The sequence below is a fragment of the Sphingobacterium sp. 18053 genome (assembly GCF_902706145.1).
GTDB classification, from domain to species: domain Bacteria; phylum Bacteroidota; class Bacteroidia; order Sphingobacteriales; family Sphingobacteriaceae; genus Sphingobacterium; species Sphingobacterium paramultivorum.
In genome coordinates, this window is the sequence record NZ_CACSJW010000011.1 from 55,795 (window position 1) to 75,736 (window position 19,942).

The 19,942-nt window shown below is 41.2% G+C and carries 17 protein-coding genes; 10 read left to right on the plus strand and 7 right to left on the minus strand.

Going from position 1 to position 19,942, the window contains the following annotated elements:
* Nucleotides 1–237: 237 nt before the first annotated feature.
* Complete coding sequence (locus GVK91_RS23700) at nucleotides 238–2,739, minus strand: glutaminase family protein (RefSeq protein WP_235032982.1); 2,502 nt, start codon at nucleotides 2,737–2,739, stop codon at nucleotides 238–240.
* Nucleotides 2,740–2,977: 238 nt separating this feature from the next.
* Here GVK91_RS23700 and GVK91_RS23705 point away from each other — a divergent pair, with 238 nt between their 5' ends.
* The 6 genes from GVK91_RS23705 to GVK91_RS23730 all read left to right on the plus strand — a co-directional run bounded on the left by GVK91_RS23705 (nucleotide 2,978) and on the right by GVK91_RS23730 (nucleotide 8,136).
* Nucleotides 2,978–4,792: a mechanosensitive ion channel family protein gene (locus GVK91_RS23705; protein WP_159731589.1), complete on the plus strand. Its 1,815-nt coding sequence runs from the start codon at nucleotides 2,978–2,980 to the stop codon at nucleotides 4,790–4,792.
* A gap of 293 nt (nucleotides 4,793–5,085) precedes the next feature.
* Nucleotides 5,086–5,712 (plus strand): FMN-binding negative transcriptional regulator, encoded by a 627-nt coding sequence (locus tag GVK91_RS23710; RefSeq protein ID WP_159731591.1) that lies wholly within the window; start codon nucleotides 5,086–5,088, stop codon nucleotides 5,710–5,712.
* Entirely contained in the window at nucleotides 5,709–6,248 is a 540-nt protein-coding gene (locus GVK91_RS23715) for a GNAT family N-acetyltransferase (RefSeq protein ID WP_159731593.1), read from the plus strand. Before GVK91_RS23710 ends, GVK91_RS23715 begins: the two co-directional genes overlap by 4 nt.
* Nucleotides 6,241–6,972, plus strand: a complete 732-nt coding sequence (locus tag GVK91_RS23720; RefSeq protein ID WP_159731595.1) for a YggS family pyridoxal phosphate-dependent enzyme — start codon at nucleotides 6,241–6,243, stop codon at nucleotides 6,970–6,972. Before GVK91_RS23715 ends, GVK91_RS23720 begins: the two co-directional genes overlap by 8 nt.
* Nucleotides 6,973–6,983: 11 nt before the next feature.
* A complete protein-coding gene (locus GVK91_RS23725) occupies nucleotides 6,984–7,715 on the plus strand; it encodes a glutamine amidotransferase (protein ID WP_159731597.1) in 732 nt (243 codons plus the stop codon).
* A gap of 97 nt (nucleotides 7,716–7,812) precedes the next feature.
* Nucleotides 7,813–8,136 (plus strand): hypothetical protein, encoded by a 324-nt coding sequence (locus GVK91_RS23730; RefSeq protein WP_159731599.1) that lies wholly within the window; start codon nucleotides 7,813–7,815, stop codon nucleotides 8,134–8,136.
* A gap of 145 nt (nucleotides 8,137–8,281) precedes the next feature.
* Here GVK91_RS23730 and GVK91_RS23735 read toward each other — a convergent pair whose 3' ends face one another.
* The gene (locus tag GVK91_RS23735; RefSeq protein WP_159731601.1) at nucleotides 8,282–8,572 is read right to left on the minus strand and encodes a putative quinol monooxygenase; all 291 of its coding nucleotides are present in this window, start codon (nucleotides 8,570–8,572) and stop codon (nucleotides 8,282–8,284) included.
* Nucleotides 8,573–8,653: 81 nt separating this feature from the next.
* Complete coding sequence (locus tag GVK91_RS23740; protein ID WP_159731603.1) at nucleotides 8,654–9,265, minus strand: NAD(P)H-dependent oxidoreductase; 612 nt, start codon at nucleotides 9,263–9,265, stop codon at nucleotides 8,654–8,656.
* Nucleotides 9,266–9,362: 97 nt separating this feature from the next.
* Here GVK91_RS23740 and GVK91_RS23745 point away from each other — a divergent pair, with 97 nt between their 5' ends.
* Entirely contained in the window at nucleotides 9,363–10,259 is an 897-nt protein-coding gene (locus GVK91_RS23745) for a LysR family transcriptional regulator (RefSeq protein ID WP_159731605.1), read from the plus strand.
* A 37-nt stretch (nucleotides 10,260–10,296) separates the two neighbouring features.
* On the opposite strand, the gene GVK91_RS23750 is transcribed toward GVK91_RS23745, so the two are convergent.
* Both GVK91_RS23750 and lpdA read right to left on the minus strand, forming a co-directional pair.
* The gene (locus GVK91_RS23750; RefSeq protein ID WP_153845230.1) at nucleotides 10,297–10,866 is read right to left on the minus strand and encodes a Crp/Fnr family transcriptional regulator; all 570 of its coding nucleotides are present in this window, start codon (nucleotides 10,864–10,866) and stop codon (nucleotides 10,297–10,299) included.
* Nucleotides 10,867–11,015: 149 nt separating this feature from the next.
* Nucleotides 11,016–12,419 carry a dihydrolipoyl dehydrogenase gene (gene lpdA / locus GVK91_RS23755; protein ID WP_159731607.1) on the minus strand — a complete coding sequence of 468 codons (1,404 nt, stop codon included), beginning with the start codon at nucleotides 12,417–12,419 and terminating at the stop codon, nucleotides 11,016–11,018.
* Between the two features lie 378 nt (nucleotides 12,420–12,797).
* Here lpdA and GVK91_RS23760 point away from each other — a divergent pair, with 378 nt between their 5' ends.
* Nucleotides 12,798–13,274: an OsmC family protein gene (locus GVK91_RS23760; RefSeq protein WP_159731609.1), complete on the plus strand. Its 477-nt coding sequence runs from the start codon at nucleotides 12,798–12,800 to the stop codon at nucleotides 13,272–13,274.
* A gap of 98 nt (nucleotides 13,275–13,372) precedes the next feature.
* On the opposite strand, the gene GVK91_RS23765 is transcribed toward GVK91_RS23760, so the two are convergent.
* The gene (locus tag GVK91_RS23765) at nucleotides 13,373–14,068 is read right to left on the minus strand and encodes a LytTR family DNA-binding domain-containing protein (RefSeq protein ID WP_075993840.1); all 696 of its coding nucleotides are present in this window, start codon (nucleotides 14,066–14,068) and stop codon (nucleotides 13,373–13,375) included.
* Between the two features lie 3 nt (nucleotides 14,069–14,071).
* Nucleotides 14,072–15,082: a sensor histidine kinase gene (locus GVK91_RS23770; RefSeq protein WP_159731611.1), complete on the minus strand. Its 1,011-nt coding sequence runs from the start codon at nucleotides 15,080–15,082 to the stop codon at nucleotides 14,072–14,074.
* A 170-nt stretch (nucleotides 15,083–15,252) separates the two neighbouring features.
* On the opposite strand from GVK91_RS23770, the gene GVK91_RS23775 reads away from it, so the two are divergent.
* Both GVK91_RS23775 and GVK91_RS23780 read left to right on the plus strand, forming a co-directional pair.
* Nucleotides 15,253–16,641, plus strand: coding sequence for a TolC family protein (locus tag GVK91_RS23775; protein ID WP_159731613.1), 1,389 nt, complete (start codon nucleotides 15,253–15,255; stop codon nucleotides 16,639–16,641).
* A gap of 10 nt (nucleotides 16,642–16,651) precedes the next feature.
* Complete coding sequence (locus tag GVK91_RS23780) at nucleotides 16,652–19,942, plus strand: efflux RND transporter permease subunit (protein WP_153845226.1); 3,291 nt, start codon at nucleotides 16,652–16,654, stop codon at nucleotides 19,940–19,942.

Sequence of the window (19,942 nt, forward strand, 5' to 3'; positions counted from 1 at the left end):
TCTACCGTAGTGAAAATTTCGGGAAAACAATACAGAACTTGCATGACAATACGCATTTTCAACAGAAATCAGAAAAAAGAATCATGTTGAGCCAAATTTCGATACCGTAAAATACTAGATATTGAAACGCATAACCCAATAAACAAACGGCGAGCAATCCTATAATTGCCCGCCGTCTTATTAACTAAACACAAACTAAATTTCATTGCAGGTTCTCCCCCTGCTCATTGACATTATTTATTTTTGTTTCATTATATCCGCTAAAAGTTTCATGTAAAAACCTCCAACAACAGTACGCGCCTTAAAGTTTTCACGGATCCCCGTAGTCGAATCATAAAAATCATTTAATGGGACACGGGATTCCGTTTGAATCGCATGATTATAGACTGGTTTCACCAAAGCTTCAAATGCTTCTTTTGATGGAGCAAATGATGCTGTCCAAAGAATCCAGTCATTTTTGGTGTAGGCCTTACGACTATCCAATGGTATGCCAAATCTATTTTGCTTGGTCAGGTAATACTTAATTTCCGTATCATACACTTTTTGAGGAAACAGATTCAATCCCAACACTTTGTCCCAGATCAAATTATATTTTTGACTCCAGGTATTTTTATCGTCAAATGTCAGCGCGTAATGGTCGCCCGCATCTGCCATTTCCATCCATTTCGGAACCATTTCCTCCGCAATTGCACGGTATTTTTTTGCGATTGCAGTTTCACCAATGGCCTCCGCTAGCTGCGCATAACAGGCAATGCCCACAATAGCTTTAACAGATAAATTGGCATTTCGTGCAAGATGACCAGCAAAATCGTCTGTACAGAGCTGCGTTTTAGGGTCAAAGCCATCTTTAACGAGATAATCTACCCAAGTTGTCAATGTTTTCCAATGCTTCCTTGCATAGTCCCCATTCCCTTGCACTTTCGCGATTGCCGCAGTTAAAATAATCATATTGCCCGATTCCTCCACAGGCATAGGTTCACCATAGGTTTGACCATTGGCCAATGGATACGTACCCAAATCGTGAGCCGCCCAAGGATATGGATATTTACCGCTCTCGCTAAAATAAAATATTCCAGTTAGCATCCCTTTCAACAACTCCGGATTATAGATCAAATACAATGGTGCTGAAGGATAAGTGACATCCACCGTATTGATAAAACCACCACTATTATTTTCTTTGGAAAGCCATAACAGTTCATTTTGTGGACTTTTTACCAAGGTATGTGCGGCTATACTTTGGCGATAAGCTAGCACACTAAGATGTGCATATTCTTTTCCACCCGATTTTAGCGCATCCGCATAAACCGCTTTGTCGAATGCCACACACTTATCGAGCACATTACGATACTCATCTGCAGCCAAAGTCAGCTGATTTTCCATCGTTTCTTTGCCCGAATTGTTCCACCATGGTCGCAGATTATTTTTGAAATACTGAATCGCATAAATTTCATCGTAGCCTACCTCAACAAAACGTTCCTCCGCTTTCGCGCCCACATTGCCAAATGGAATGAACGTGTTCAGCGCAAGTGAGGTACCCTTAACAGTTTTTGCAGCAGTCGTTGTTCCCTTTCTAAAGGCGTCGACGGCTCCGCCCCTCGGACTAATAAACTGTTGCGTTTTATCCTGCTTTGGTGAAGCAACATAAAAATAACCCCAGTCTATCCGCATATCATCGGCACCTTTCTGCAAAATAGGCTGTTCGACCGTTCCCGCTTTTAGTACCGACAATTTTGCCGTTTCATATTTTTCGGCGGTTACTTCCTGTGAAGGCTTATACACCGCAATATTTGTGGATGCACTTAGAAAAACTTTAACAGCATGTTGCTTGCCATCGTTTGCTTTTACGTTATACGTGATATAGCTCACCGGTCGAGCCAATAAATTCAGATCATCCATAAGCAAAGGCGACGTAAAGCTTAGTTTCAGATCCACCTTACCAGCCTGAAAGTTATAGACCGTACGCGTCGCTGTTATTTCCACATCTTTTTGCACGGCTTCTTGAATTCGTGGCCCACGCTCTTTGAGCCTGTCGACCAAACCAAAATCCAGGTAACGACCGCCGGCACTATTCTTCAAATGGATGGCAATATGATTTTGCCCAGCCCTCAGATTCGCCTTGTCAATCGGTAAATATTGAAAGCTGTTAGTCCAACCTACCTTTTCGTAAACCTTCTTCCCATTCAAAAATACTTCTATATTATCATCATGATTGAGTTTTAGAAACAGCTCATTGATACCCTTCGGATCCGTTACGGAAAACTCACGTCTCACCCAGATATCGTCCGATTTCCAAAGCGTCTTTACCTGTTGCGCATCATCACCAATGGGTGCAAGTCCAGATTTCCACGTATTCGTCTTATAAACGGAAGACTCCCAGCCGCCTTGAGGTTTTGATTCAGTATATTGTACCGTATAAGATTTATCTTCCGAAGTCGGTAGAATAACCGCATAACTAGGCTCTTCTTTGCCAAGAAAACGATAAATATTACCATCAACATCAATTAAGCCCAACAGCGAATGATCAGCGTCTGTCCAGTGTTTCGTTGTAGACGCATGAAGCTGGTCCGTCATGGACCATATACTAAAATTGGGGTTGTGTGTAATTAATGGATAAGCCGGAGCTTTGCGCTCTTGGGCTTGTCCATCTAAAACAGTGGAAACACAGGCCACAATAACACAGAGACCTATCTTCCCAAGTTTGTTCATTGCATAAATAGATTTTTGAAAAGGTTTAATCATATTTTTTGGATAAAATTAGCTATACAGTTTTCCCTATTGAGCATATGCCCAATCGTTTTAACAAAGAAAGTCGGAATAAATTAAATTCAGCTGTCGCATCGTATCATTTTATCTTCAATTTATATCATATTTGACGATCTGCCTTCTAATCAAGATAATTATTATCTTTGAGAACCTGTCCGATCGTTATGCGCAAAATGACCTATATCCATCGGCATTCAATTTTACCAACAACACAATGAGAAGTATTTACGTTTATTTCTTAATGACCATATCTTGTCTTTTTTCAACGAGCACACAGCTTTATGCACAAGAAACCGATTCGGTCAATAAAAAAGAACTGGATCTGAGTTCCCTTCTGAACGGAATCAGACAACAGCAAATTAATGATTCTCTTGAACGGGTAAAGCTTCAGCATGAAATTGCCGATCTTAAAAGTCAAAATAGCCCCAAAAAGGAAAATTTAAAACAGCAGCTGAATGAGTTTGACGAAGAAAATAACCTTCGGAAGCAGCAGCTGAAAGTTAAAGTAGACTCCATCAAAAAAAACACAAAAAGATATGCGGTAGCACCATTTCAGGATACGCTATTCTATATCTACAATAAACTTGGATCATCATTAGCCAAAGACCGAGCTTACAATGTGGTCAGCAGAATCCATAATCTATATGAAGATGATTTTGTGAAAGTAGACTCGTTTAAAATCGAAAACAACGAAATCAGTGCCGACATCATTTATAAAGATCTCGTCATAACTTCCGTCACAGAACTCGATGCACTACTGGAAGGAAAAAGCAAAGAAGAGATTGCTGCAAACTACCTAAAAAGAATTCAGGATTCAATCACAACGGAACGTGCAGACAACAGCATTACAAAACTTCTTACCCGTATTGGGCTTGTATTTCTCATTCTCGTCGTTTTTTCGATATTGATTCTATTGATAAACAAATTGAAAAAATATGGTACACGACGTATATTAACGGAGAGAACACAACGGATCAAAGACATTAAGATCAAAAATTACGTCCTTGTCACTTCGGTACAAAAAACACGGATGTTTATTAATGCCATAAATATCTTACGCTGGGGCTTGATCGTCCTCATTGCCTTTATCATGCTGCCGATTGTCTTCAGTGTGTTTCCATTTACACAAAGCTGGGCATCCAATCTCATTGGACTTTTCACAAAGCCCCTGAAGACTGCAGTTTTGGCAATTTGGGATTATATTCCCAATCTGATTACCGTATTTGTCATACTCGTTGTCATGCGTTACGCCGTTCGATTCATAAAGTATATTTTTACCGAAATTGACAAAGGCAAATTAGAGGTTAATGGCTTTCATCGCGATTTTGCCATGCCTACCTTTACTATTGTTCGCTTTCTGCTCCAAGCCTTCACACTGGTGCTCATATTCCCGTACCTACCCGGCGCAAATTCAGATATCTTTAAAGGAATATCCGTATTTATTGGTGTCCTATTCTCTTTAGGATCATCTTCTGCGATTTCCAATATCATAGCGGGACTTGTGATCACCTATATGCGTCCTTTCCGTATCGGAGACCGTATCACTATCGCCGACAAAACAGGCGTGGTTATCGAAAAATCACCACTGGTAACAAGGCTTCGAACGATAAAAAATGAAGAAATTACCATCCCCAATTCCTCGGTACTTTCCGGAAATACCGTCAATTATTCTACCTTCTCAGAAGATGGAATCTGCTTTCAGGTGGAATTGACAGTCGGTTATGAAGAACCTTGGCAACGTATACACGAATTGCTACTGAACATCCCACCCCGAATAAAAAGGGTCAACCTTAACCCCGCGCCATTTGTCTTACAAAAAAAATTAGACGACTTCTATGTCCTCTATGAACTGAATGTGTACATCGCTAAATCTGGGGAAATTGAACTGGCAAAATCTGAAATTTTTCAATCGATCTTGGATGACTTTCTAGCTGCAGGAATTGAGATGAATGGCCCACACATATTTGCCAAAGTTGACCATGTACAACAATATAATCCAAAAATGCCCAACAGCTCGTACAATAACTGATCTGAAAGCACAATTTTTAGCTGATTACTGCAAAGAACATCTAATGCGTTTTGACCGGTATACATATCCTGTTGAATTCATCCACTGTTGTGAGCTTGTTAACTAAAGATGTAAAACATAGATTAGCTCTTCGGCTTCGACTCTGTCAGGCCAAACGACATCCCTGGATTGCGTGAACACCAGTCAGCCCGCGCAATAAATGAACACTGGACCAGCTACATTATTCAAATTGGACTAGCTCAGTTGCATCTATTGGCTGTAATTTTGGATAAAATCAAGAAATAGCTATTTGCATGTATGTACCCAAACATTTCCAGTTCGAAGATTACGCAGAAAAGGTTGAATTTATGCAACAATATAGTTTTGCGACCATTGTATCGATTAAAGAGGGGATTCCAATAGCCACACAGCTCCCCTTCCACATCCGTACAGATAAAGATCAGCTGCTTTTAACATCACACTTCGCTCGCGCAAACGAACAAGCCAATTATATCGAAAATACGCCGTCATTGGTTATTTTCTCCGAACCACATGCTTATATCTCACCACAACACTATGACAAGGAAGAAAGTGTGCCAACTTGGGATTACATCGCTGTACATGCCTATGGCCTTGCATCCATCCTTACAGACGAAATAGCAAAAAGTAAAGCCCTAGAACAGATGATCCTGAGTTACGACGAAGCCTATTTAACACAATGGGAAAGCCTTTCCGATCGTTTTAAAAGTGGTATGATGCGAGGTATCGTCGCCTTCGAACTTGTCGTTACGGATTTACAGGGCCAAAAAAAATTAAGTCAAAATAAAAGTGAAACGGAAAGACAGCGTATCCGTGATTTTCTAAAAAATAGCGACAATGAGCTCGAAAGAAATATTGCCGCAGCAATGAAAAATGGATCAATAAGTAACGAAAAAAAATGAACACACACACTGACATAGAAATCACGCAGGTAAAACTAACAGATATTGACCTGCTGCAGCAAATAGGAAAAGCAACATTTATTCAGACCTTTTCAGACACGAACACCGAAGAAAATATGAAGACCTATCTGGCCGAAGGGTTTTCAAAGGAAAAATTATTGTCCGAGCTCTGCGATAACGAATCTGAATTTTACTTCGCTGTCTTGAAAAATGATGTTATTGGCTACCTAAAAGTAAATACCGGCCAGGCCCAGACCGAACAACAGTGCCCCCAGGCATTAGAAATTGAACGCATTTATGTATTACAGGAATTTCATGGTAGAAAAGTGGGGCAGTTATTGTTTGAAAAAGCGCTAGCCTTAGCCCAAATAAAAGCAGCGTCATTTATCTGGCTTGGTGTTTGGGAAAAAAACTTGCGGGCAATCAATTTCTATCAGAAAAATGGTTTTGTCGCATTCGACCAGCATATTTTTCAACTGGGTGACGATAAACAAATAGATATCATGATGAAAAAAACAGTACAACCACATGCATGAGTTTATAGCAGAAAATATACAGGTCATACAACAACGTATTGATGAAACCTGCAAAGCAAGCCGTCGCGATCCCCGCGAGGTAAAATTATTGCTGGCCACTAAAACCGTACCTGCCGAACGTATCGAAATCGCACTACAAACTGGTCAAACCTTAATTGCTGAAAATAAAGTGCAGGAACTGAAAGACAAATTTGAGTATTTAAACGCTGTTCCCCATGTCAATCATTTTATTGGTCATCTTCAAACCAATAAGATCAAGGATCTGCTCAAATGCAACGTATCCTGCATCCATTCGATCGATCGTATAGATCTCGCCGAAAAATTGCATCAGCGACTTTTAAAAGAAGATAAAACCATGGAAGTGCTCATTCAAGTAAATACTTCCTTCGAAGAGAGCAAGTACGGCGCTGCCCCAGAGGAAGTGATCAGCCTGGTTCAGCAAATAGCAACATTAAGCACACTAAAGATTAAAGGACTGATGACTATCGGTATATTGAGTGCCGAGGCCGAACAGGTACGAGCCTGTTTTCAATTGCTCAAACATATTCAACGACAGATTATAGCCCTAGCTATTCCCGATGTATCGATGCAAGAATTGTCGATGGGCATGAGCGGGGATTTAGAAATAGCGATAGCGGAAGGCGCTACGATTGTCAGGGTAGGCACGGCAATTTTTGGACGGCGTCCTACTCCAGATAGTTATTACTGGAATGAGAACCTATAACATAAAAACCAATGCGGATACATTTTATACAACACGAAGTTTTTGAAGCACCCGGGGCCTATTTAACCTGGGCGGAAAAACAACAGCATGAGCTCACCTTTTCCCAGGTCTATCAACAGGACCGTCTGCCGGAAGAAATCGATTCCATCGATATATTGATCATTATGGGCGGACCTCAAAGTCCAGATTCATCCCCGTCCGAATACCCTTATTTTGACGCTAAGGCCGAAATTGCTTTTATCCGCCGATGTATTGATGCAGGCAAGGCGGTTGTTGGTATATGTCTGGGCGCACAATTGATTGGCGAAGCGCTGTCGGCAACGTACAGACATAGTCCGCAAAAGGAAATCGGAGTTTTCCCCATCACGCTCACAGAGGAAGGAATAAACGACAGCAAAATAGCACATTTTGGCAGCCCATTACCGGTCGGACATTGGCACAACGATATGCCTGGACTTACCCCTGAAAGTAAAATCTTAGCAAGCAGCGTCGGCTGCCCTCGACAAATTGTTCGCTATACAAATCTCGTTTACGGATTTCAATGCCATATGGAACTTACTACTGAAGTCGTCCGGCTTTTGATAGCTGCAGAAGAAGATCTCTTTCTTCAAAGCCAATCGCAGCAGTTTGTCCAATCACCTGACGAAATTCAGGCTTATGATTACAGCCAAATGAACAGCAAACTTCATACATTTTTAGATTTGCTTGAATGTGCATACACGAAAAGCCTAGTAAATAAATGAAGCGTATCTGTCTAAACGAGGAGGGTAAAAATTTACAGTAGTAATTCATTCGTTGGATAAAAAATAGTAGATTTGGTGTAACACAAAAAAACTATTGATGAACCTAAGACGCGGTCAACTTTTGAAAATGGGCTATCTAGCCCTTCTGGCAATTCTCCTACACGCCTGTGTTTCCCAAAAAGAAAATAAAAACCTCACTTGGTATCAACATCAGGTTATCGAGCAGCTTGTTCCGGAAACTGATTCCAGTTATAGAGTTCAAATTGGTATTATGGCTGCCACCTTCTGGCTGGACAATCAGGATGGTCAACTGGCCAAAAAATTGAACCTCCTGCAACAGAGCTACACGCAACGAAATAAAGTCGATGTCGCTGTTCAGCAAGGTACCAACAAAATCATTCGCGTCACTAAATCAGAATAAAACAAGCTTATTCAAGGCAACACAAATGATTTTGGTACCCACCAATACTTCAATTATAGTTAATATCTTCCGCCTGTACACATCATCCACTACATGATATTCTTTGCTATCTTTTCAATACGATCCTTACAGGCCACATTGTAAATTAAGCGATTTTATTCATTAATATAATTTGACGCGCTTCCTGCAATTTTTCAGCGGCAACTTTTCCGAATGCTACAATATAAGGTTGTTGATTATGCGCATCCAAGCCCGCCTGATCTTCCCAGATTTCATAAAATATAAACTGGTTTTCATCACTGTTTACCTGGTGCAGATCGTACTGTATACAAGCTTCTTCCTTTCTACTTGCTTCGACCATTTCTAACAATAATGCCAATACTTCTTCCCGATGTGCAGGAACTGCCTTTAAAATTGCGGTTAAATATACCTTCATGTTATTGATTTTTATTTTGGTAATTTACTCTTTTCATCGCAATAACGCCATGGATAAAGCGATTTATCGATCAATAAATTTTTAGTTCAACGTAGTTTCCAAATGGAAGACCTCTTCCACATATTGTTTATATTCCTTTTCGTAATTGTCGACACGTTCTTGAGACGCACCCTTCTCCATATCATGAAAATGGAAGCTTCCCAGATGTTCCAATCCTGCAAACTGATTCATCTTGTGAAAACCGAATAAAACACCAGCATCAACTGAATGCTGATCAAAAAACTCATTTTCCATTGTAAAGGCTGTCTCAGGAGCATTCCAGCTCGAAGTCACCATGTATTTTTTACCATGCATCAAACCTCCGGTACCATAATTAATGGCCGGATTCTTACGTGAACGACCATCATTTTTATAGATACCGTTGTTGTGACCCGCCGTAAAAACTTCATCGATATAGAGCTTCAGACGGTTCGGAACCTGAAACCACCATACAGGAAAATGGTAAACGATAATGTCTGCCCATTTAAAATTTTCAACTTCAACCATTGGATCAAAATCATCGTTGATATTGGTTACCCTTGTTTCAAGTCCATTTTCAGCCAATGTTTCAACAGTCCAATTTGTTATTGTGGTATTGAAAGAACCACCCGAGTGTGCGAATTTCTGTCCGCCGTTGATAATAAATATTTTCATTTCTATAATTTTTCTTATTGATAACACAAATTTCTATCATATTTTTAAATCATACAAATAATTTAAATTGTATATTTGTATCATAAAAATAATAACTATGAAATGGAACTTAGAATGGCTTCGTACATTTAAGGCAATTTATGAAACCGGAACATTATCTGCAGCGGCACAGGAATTGTTTATTTCTCAACCTGGTGTCAGCCTACATCTGAATTCCCTGGAAGCCTTTACCGGGCACAAGCTTTTTGATCGATCTGCGCGAAGAATGGTGCCGACCGAAAAGGGGAAAATCTTGTACAACTATGTTATTGACCCGCTTAAAAAACTAGAAACCGGTGAACAGCATTTTCACAAACGCGCATTGGACGAACGTGTCACAATCAGTATCGGAATGTGTTTTGAGACATTTCAATACACATTGGAAGAACATATTGCACAGCTCCCCTTTAATTTAATTATCAAATTTGGAGAATATCCTCAGATGCAGCAGGATCTTGATAATGGTTTATTGGATCTTATTATTACGCCTCAAAAAGGAAACCAGCAGAATCTACAATACGAAGCTTTCTCAAAAGAGCGCATTGTCTTGATTGCAGGTTGTCAGACCGACACATCCACACTCGAAGCACTGCTGAACGACAATAAAATTAAGGAAGCAGCCCAGCTTCTAAAAAAACAATTGTGGTATAGCACGGCTGCCGATATGGATCATTTAAAAAACTATTGGTCGACACACTTTGGCGAACATCCAGACTTCAGCCCCAATTATATCGTCCCAAATATCAGCTCAATCATACGCTGCTTGAGCAACAATACTGGTTTTTCCATTGTTCCCGACTTTCTTTGTGCCGAAGCACTTGCATCCGGAAAAATAAAACTAATCTGGGAAGGGACCTCTCCCGTGGAGAATATACTTTACTTTGGAACGAGAAAGAAAACCATGTATCAGGAAGAAATCGGTCAATTGGAAACGCTGTTAAAAGAGAAATGGTAGATCACCGGACAATTTCTTGCCGATAGCCCGATTTCCGCTATTGATGCAACATTTTGCTTAAAAATTCGGGCGTAACGCCAATATATGCCGCAACTTGTTTCTGCGGAAGACAGTCGATCAATGTAGGATAACGTGTACAGAACTTTTCGTAACGTTCTTTGGCAGCTAGACGGAGATTCTCCATCGATCGACTTTGATAATAAACCAATGCATTTTCGGCAAGTATCCGAAAATAGACATTCAGTTTCGGAATCTCCTGATAGAGCCGATGCAGATCTACTTTGGAAATCATCCATACCTCAGATTCAAATACCGCATCAATGTATAGGTTGCCCGGTTTTCCGGTCACCAAACTATACATATCGCCGATCCACCAGCCTTCAGGAGCAAACTGTTGAATATACTGAAAGCCATTTTCATCCACGCAATAACTTCGTAGACAACCCGAAGCGACAAAAAGAGCATACCTGCTCAGATCGCCCTCCAACAGCAAATATTGTTTCTTCTTCACTTTTTTGGATTTCACAACAGCCAATAGGCGTACGATTTCATCTTCCGTGAGGTCGATCTCTTTCTGAATACTGTCCAACAATAGCTGTTTGTCCATAAATTAAAGCCTGATACATAACAAACATAGATAAATTGATGTTTGTATCCAAAAAAATAGACAAGCAGCGCCTTTTCTACGAAGGGAATACGCTTAGCTCTTCTAAAAGAAATACGTTTTGTTCTTCGCCGAAAAGACGCATAGGATACTTATATATTTACGGATGGCCGTCCCGAAGCAATGGTATGCGCTTCCTTCAAGACCTCCGAATAAGTAGGATGTGCATAAGACACTCTTGACATGCTATCGGCGGTGATTTCATATTCCAAGCCCAAAACACCTTGAGCGATCAGATCGGCGGCACGTGCTCCAATGATATGAACTCCCAATAGTTCGCCATATTTAGGATCGGCCAACACTTTTACAAATCCTTGTGTATCCATCCCTGCACGGGCACGGGCATTTGCGGAAAACGGGAATTTTCCAATCGTATACGCTATACCCTTTGCTTTGAGCTCCTCTTCTGTTGCGCCAACAGAAGCCACTTCGGGCCAGGTATAAACCACACTTGGGATCCGATCGTAATGTACCTTTGGTTTTTGGCCGTCCATATGTTCGACAACAAAGATTGCTTCTTCTTCAGCTTTATGAGCCAGCATAGCTCCGCCGATCACATCACCAATAGCATAGATGTGGGGAACGGCCGTCTGTAACTGCTCGTTGGTAACGATCATCCCTCTCGCATCCAGTTGGACAGCCGTATTTTCCAGTCCAAGCCCCGTTGTAAATGCTTTCCGTCCGACAGCCACCAAAATATAATCCGCCTGTAACTGCTGCTCGTTACCAACTCGATCCCTAAAGAAAACGTTTGCCGCAGCGCCTATATTTTCTGTTTTGTAAACAGCCTGTTCAAGCAAAATTTTAATGCCATCATGCAGCAGTATCTTTTTCAATGCATCCCCCAATTCATGATCCATATTGGCAAGGAGGCGATCGGCATATTCAATAATCGTGACCTCACAACCCAATCTATTGAATATGGATGCCATCTCTACCCCAATTACACCGCCACCGATAATAACGATTTTATCTGGCTTCTCTTGCAAAGACAACGCCTCTGTTGAGCTTATGATACGTTTTTTATCTATGGTTACTCCCGGAACTGTCGCTGGTTTGGACCCTGTAGCGATGATAAATTTCTTTGCTCCAAGGGACAGCCGCTCCCCCGCTGATGTAGCAATCTCCACCGTTGAATTATTGACAAAAGAGGCCGTTCCATGGATCACCGTAACCTTATTCTTTTTCATCAGGAAATTCAGCCCCTGCGTATTTTGCAACACCACTTTATCTTTACGCGCATACAGCCGACCAAAGTCAACCGATAGTCCCCCTACCTGAATCCCGTGTGCAGCAAAATGATGCTGTGCTTCATGATAATGATGTGTACTATCCAAAATTGCCTTTGTGGGAATACAGCCCACATTGGTGCAGGTACCACCCAATGTATCATATTTCTCTACAAGTGCGGTTTTATACCCCAATTGGGCACTGCGAATCGCCGCAACATAGCCGCCTGGGCCAGACCCAATGACAACCAAATCATATTGTTCCATATACGAACTATTTTTAGTTAACAGAATTATTCACGACCAAAAAAGGTCTTACAAGTACGCCCCGCATAGTTGCCATCCAAAAGGCTACTATAAAAATTTCAATATATACGCCAATCATAACATAAAATAAAATACCAAAAGGTATATTTAAAAACAGTAGAAAACACCGTATTATTCATAAATATTGGATTTAATTAAAATCAGTACAAACCTACAAATAAAATACCAATCAGTATATTATAAATAAAAAATTAGATCAAAAAAATAATATGAAAGTCAATTCTACGCAGAAGAGATTGTGTTTATGTTTAGGATAAAGGCATATTTTTTTAACTTGCTTCCAGATTAGCACCAACAGCGTCAAACGATTATTTTCAAATGAAACAGCATAATTACGTCGCCACAATTACGTGGACAGGAAATCGCGGCAGCGGAACCGATCATTATAAAAACTACGAAAGAAGCCATCGCATTAGCATTGACGGCAAAGCCGAGATTGAAGGTTCTTCGGATCCAGCGTTCCTGGGAGACCCCAGCAAACACAATCCCGAAGAACTATTACTTGCCTCCCTGTCCTCCTGCCATATGTTATGGTACCTGCATTTCTGCTCGGTCAATAAAATTATTGTAGAAGAATATATTGACCATGCAACAGCGATCATGCTTGAAGAAGAAAATGGAAAAGGCCGTTTTAAAGAAGTCACGCTAAATCCTTCGGTCCGGGTAAAAGATTCAACGATGATTGCACAAGCCATTGAATTACATAAAAAAGCAAGTGAATATTGTTTTATTGCCAATTCAGTAAACTTCCCGGTCTTGCACACCCCCAACGTCAGCATCAGCACATCCAGCTAAATGAATGAACTTTCTTCTTCACATGATATGCTGTGACATGATATGCTGTGAATTGACAAGAACGGCGATACCTGATCGAATTACGACATAGCTTAGCGCTATTTATTGGCTAGCCGCTCCTGTAACTCCCGACGGAAAGTAATACCGACCGGTAGGGACGTATTATTGATCTGTACCATACCATGCTCATATTTGATCACCTTATTGATCGAAGCAATGTAAGATTTGTGGATACGGATAAACTTTGAGGCCGGCACCTGTGTGAGAATTTGCTGGGTAGTGCTTGCGGTCAAAAATGTCTGACTAGGAGTGACAATTTTCACGTAATTGCCAAAGCTCTGGATAAAATCGATCTGCGATAATTTAACGTCAATAATACGGCCATCCATGCGTATACTAATTGATTTGGGCTCTTCTTCCTGGGGCGACACAGCCGTGTTATAGGATAAAAAACGTTGAACAGCCTTAAAAAAACGGGGAAATGAAATAGGTTTTAATAAATAATCAACAACGCCGTAATCATAACTCTCCAATGCGTATTCGGAATATGCTGTTGTCAAAATCGTTTTGGGTGGGTTATCCAGCATCTTCAGAAACTCCATCCCATTAATTTCGGGCATTTCAATATCCAGGAAGATTAAATCTACTTTGTTCTCCCGAAGAAAATCCAATGCCTCAAAAGCATTATAACATTGAGCGACCAACTGCAGATCAGTACTTCTTTCAATATAATTTACCAGTACATAATGCGCCGCAGGTTCGTCATCAACCACAATACAGCTATTTTTATTCATTGTTTAAAGATTTATAACCAATGACACCTCATACTCCTCTTTTTTGGAATTTGTCGTTAATGTATATCGATTAGGATACAAAAGTTTTAATCGCGCCATTGTATTTTCCAGACCTATTTTCGCCGAAAAAACATTCCTTTTCTTGACGGGAACAGAATTCCGTACATGCAAATATAAGTTCCCTTTTTCAATCTTGATCGAAATATGTACAAAACAATCTTCAATACTGCAGGTTCCGTGTTTAAAAGCATTTTCTACGAAAGTAATCAATAGCATCGGCGCTATCTGATAATTGATATCTTCTTCTTTTTGATAATCAAATTCAATTTTTGTGCGATAGCCTAACCGTTCACGCTCCAGCTCGATATAACTTGAGATAAAATCGATCTCATCATCCATCGCAACAAATTCCCGATCGCTGCTCTCCATCTGATAACGGAGAAGCTGGGAAACTTTGATGACCAATTCGGAGGTACGTTCCGGGTACTTCAAATTAATACCATAAATGGTATTCAATGTATTGAATAAAAAATGTGGATTGAGCTGTTTTTTTAAATGGGACAATTGCGTCTGATTGGAAAGCAGTTCACGTCGGGTCTTCACACGCTGAAAGCGATAAAATTCAATAAATTGGATACTACCCAATATACAGATCAACGAACCCAATAATACACCAAATTGATAATGGAACGTTTTCTGAACAAGATTCTTGTAAAGAAAACAATTCTTGTAGATCACGTTATCCGTTAGCTCTTTTAATATGAGTGCAAAAACTAGTAGTGTTGCCACCGAAGCCAAAATATACAACAGCGGTTTATTCTTCTTAAGTAGCAATGGCAACAGGAAAAAGCGATTCAATTGTGCATGCGCATAAAGGATCAAGAAATAGAACACCCCCATCAAAAATCCCTTCCAGCTCAGGATCAAAATCCAATCGTTCAAAGTAAAGAGGATAAACGAAAAGATCAATAGCACGATCTCCTGTATGATCTTGTTCTCAAAAACCTTTCTCATAATCCTTTTTTTGTTAAAAATCTGTTACAAAGTAAAAGTTTTAAGTTTATAACAGCAGAAAAATAAATGACGAATTAAATTGGTCACTTTTAAACGCTATAGATCATTTTAAAGGGAAATCACAGTTCATCTCATCGTTATCTTCGTGTCCATAAAATGATAGATAACCTATGCTGAAATTGAATTTAGTGCTGTCATTGGCTGTATCACTTGCGACCTCCTCTTCCTTCGCTCAGAAGCTTACGCTCCGCGATGCCGTAGAACAGGGTATTGCAAATTATGGAAATATCAAGGCAAAGGAATATTATCTCCAGTCCTCCCTGCAGACCAATGAACAAGTCAAACGCGACTTTTGGCCCAATCTGAACATCGTAGCCCAACAGGACTTTGGAACAGTCAACGGACAAAATGGTCCACTGTATGGATTTGGTGGGCTGGGTGTAGCTTCTTCGGGAGCCGCTCTTCCAGAACAAAATTGGAATGCCGCATTTGGTGCGCTTTACTTAGCCAATGTCAATTGGGACATTTACACCTTTGGACGAAAAAAAGAACGTATCGAATTAGCCAAATCCGATACCAAACGACTACAGGCCGATCTCGGTCAGGAACAGTTCCAGCATAAAATCAAGATTGCTGCGGCTTACCTCAATTTATTGGCTAGTCAACGATTGGAAAAAAATCAACAGATGAATCTGGATCGTGCACTGGTATTTTTAAATATTGCTGCCACCAAAGTAAAAAACGGAATATTGCCCGGAGTAGATTCTACACTTGCTTCAGCGGAAGTATCGCGCGCAAAAATCAGCCTCAATCAGGCCCGTGAAAATGTTAAGGAGCAAAACAATAAGTTGACGGTATTGATGGGGATTCCAGCGAAAAACCTCGAAATAGATACTGTTCTGGTTCAGAAAACACCTGTACAGCTAACTCCGCTTTCAGGCAACTTGATTGAAAGTAATCCTATTCTGCAATTTTATAAAAGTAAAATTGAACTTGGCGAACAACAATTGAAACTATCAAACAAAGAGTATCTTCCCACTGTAAGCGCCTTTGGGGTCTTTCAGACAAGAGGATCTGGTTTTAAGAGCGACTACATTACGGATTTACAAGCATATAGCACAAATTATTGGCAAGGGGTTCGTCCCAGTAGGCAAAATTATCTCTTGGGATTGGGCATAAACTGGAATCTGACTTCGATTGCGCGTATCAATAAAAAAATCAGTGCACAGCGCTTTACGAATGATGCCCTAAGAGAAGAATACCAAACTGCCGAAGCCCAATTGACAGCACAGCTGGATGCCGCTGATGTAAAAATCCAATTGGCCCTAAAAAGTGATCTAGAAGCTCCCCGACAAGTTTCGGCAGCTCAGCAAGCTTACAATCAAAAAATGACGATGTATAAAAACGGCCTAGCGACACTTGTCGACGTGACGCAGACCTTTTACACATTAAATAGAGCCGAAACCGATCGAGAGATCGTCCACATCAATCTTTGGCAGTCGCTTTTACTAAAAGCCGCAGCTGCGGGAGATTTTGATATTTTCAACAAAGAACTATAAATAACATTACATGAATTTAATACGTTTTGCCTTACGCAAGCCGATATCCATCCTCGTACTCGTATTGGGACTTATTGTCTTTGGCATAGGTGCCGTTCGATCGATCAAGGTGGATATCCTGCCAAAAATGAACCTTCCGGTTATTTATATTGCCCATCCATTTGGTGGCTATTCGCCGGATCAAATGGAATCTTATTTTGCCAAAAACTACGTCAATATCCTTCTTTTTGCCAATGGGGTCAAGTCCATTGAGACCAAGAATATTCAAGGTCTGACCTTAATGAAAGTATCGTATTACGAAGATACCAACATGGCCCAGGCTGCAGCCGAGCTAAGTGCCCTGGCCAATCGGATCCAGGCCTCCTTTCCTCCAGGCTCACAACCGCCGTTCATCATTCGCTTTGACGCCTCATCGCTTCCTGTAGGCCAACTGGTATTGAGCAGTAACAAGCGTTCTAACAACGAACTGCAAGATCTAGCCAACGTCTATGTCCGGGCATCGTTTACGTCAATCCCCGGTCTGTTGTCACCCCCTCCTTTTGGGGGAAGTCCACGTACAATTGAGGTCAACGTTGATCCCGATTTAATGCGGAGTCACAATATGACACCCGATCAGGTCGTAGAAGCGCTAAGACTGAACAATCAAACCGCTCCTGCAGGAAACGTACGTATTCAGGACAAAAACTACATTACACCAACGAACAACACCATCAAGGATGTCAAAGATTTTGAAAAAATCCCGCTATTTAAAGGTGGAGTACAAAATCTTTACCTTGGCGATATTGCTACCGTAAAAGATGGTGCCGACGTTACCGCAGGCTATGCTTTGGTCAACGGCAAACGTTCCGTATACGTCAGTATCGCCAAAGCCGGCGATGCCTCAACCTGGGAGGTTGTCCAGAATTTAAAAGCAGCCTTACCAAAAATTCAGGAAAATTTACCCGACGACGTCAAGTTATCTTATGAATTTGACCAGTCCGTCTATGTCATCAATTCCGTAAAGAGTTTGATTACCGAAGGTGCAATCGGTGCTATCCTGACCGGACTAATGGTCCTCCTATTTTTAGGTGATCGAAGAGCTGCGCTGATCGTTATCCTAACCATTCCGATATCCGTGATATCCGGAGTGCTCTTTCTGAAACTCTTCGGGCAGACCATCAACCTCATGTCCCTCAGTGGACTAGCCTTGGCAATTGGTATCCTGGTCGACGAAAGTACGGTAACGATAGAAAATATACACCAGCATCTGGATATGGGTAAACCCAAAGCCTTGGCTATCTGGGATGCCTGTAAAGAGATCGCCTTACCCAAATTATTGATCCTGCTCTGTATACTAGCCGTATTTGCGCCGGCATTTACCATGACAGGTATTCCGGGCTCGTTATTTCTTCCCTTGGCCCTGTCCATTGGATTTTCAATGATCATATCCTTCCTCCTTTCGCAGACATTTGTTCCTATCATGGCAAACTGGCTCATGAAAGATCATGCGCATAAAGCGCCACACGCGACCGAACCAGTGGGTTTAAATACAGATGAAGCTCAATTTGCAGCAACTGGACTGACCATAGAATCCGAGCAAGACACCCTAAATCAGAAGAAACTATTGGTTGAACGGGAAGACTTTAACAACGATGGAAAGATCAGTATTTTTGAACGGTTCAGAAACAGATTCATGAAAATGATCGACCGTTTGTTCAAAAGAAAGAAAACCATTACCGTAGTTTATCTGCTTGGAGCAATAAGTCTTGTTGTCATTTTACTTTCCACAATTGGACAGGATGTATTTCCGAAAGTTAACTCCAGTCAGTTCCAAATGCGCCTCCGTGCAGCTGAAGGTACACGTATCGAACGCACCGAAGAAAAAGCAAAACTAGCGCTGGCCGAACTGGAAAAACTGGTTGGGAAAGAACATATCAGCATATCTTCTGTCTATATCGGTCAACACCCCGGACAGTTTTCAGTATCACCGATCTATCTTTTCATGGCTGGTCCACATGAAGCTGTTTTCCAAATTGCACTGAAAGACTACCATCACGATATGGACAGTTTCCGTGATGAATACCGAAAACGCCTGAAAGCGGCAGTTCCCGATGTACAGGTATCCTTTGAACCGATCGAGCTTACGGATAAAGTATTAAGTCAGGGATCGCCCACTCCTATTGAAGTTCGGATAGCAGGAAAAAACAAAAAGAACAACGAGAAGTACGCCGGTAAATTGATCGAGGAACTAAAAGCCATCCCTTATTTTAGAGATGTGCAATTAGCACAATCCATTAAATACCCTTCTTACGATATTAAGATAGACCGCATCAGGGCTGCACAATTGGGTGTAGATCTCAGCGAAGTAACACGATCGCTGATCGCTTCCACTTCTTCCTCGCGTTATACCGAAAAAAACACCTGGATCGATGAAAAAGCAGGACTTTCATACAACGTCCAAGTTCAGGTTCCCATAGATAAAATGAAAGATGAGAAAGAAATCGGTGAAATCCCCTTATTGAAAAATTCAGCGCGACCAATTCTGAGCGACGTTGCAACGATCACACCGTCCTTCACCTATGGCGAAAACGACAATTTAGGTGCAATGCCTTATGTATCAGTTACAGCAAATATTGATCATACCGATTTAAAAACAGCCTCCAAGGATGTACAGCGCAGTATCAAAGCCCTTGGAGAACTTCCTCGTGGTTTATCGATGGAGCAAATAGGACTTGGAAAAGTGTTATCAGAGACCATGAGCAGCCTCGAATCTGGTTTGGCCGTAGCCATTATCGTTATATTCCTGATGCTATCAGCCAATTTCCAGTCGTTCAAAGTTTCTATGGTTGTGCTCACCACAGTGCCTGCGGTTGTGCTGGGCTCATTGATTCTGCTGTTGTTAACCGGATCTACCCTCAACTTACAATCCTACATGGGGATTATCATGTCGGTGGGTGTATCCATTGCGAACGCTGTTTTGCTCATCACCAATGCCGAACATATCCGTCGGCATAATGGAGATGCGCTGGCTGCAGCCCGTGAGGCAGCATCCTTACGGCTTCGCCCAATTATCATGACCAGTTTGGCCATGATTGTGGGTATGCTACCTATGGCCATTGGTCATGGTGAAGGTGGCGAACAAGTTTCACCACTCGGTAGAGCCGTAATTGGAGGATTACTATTTTCGACATTTGCCGTACTCGTCATCTTACCGCTTATATTTGCTTGGGCGCAAGAAAAAAGCAGTACACAATCGATCTCATTAGATCCTGAAGACAAAGAAAGTAAACACTATATTGCGGCATTAAAACCTTTATCGTAA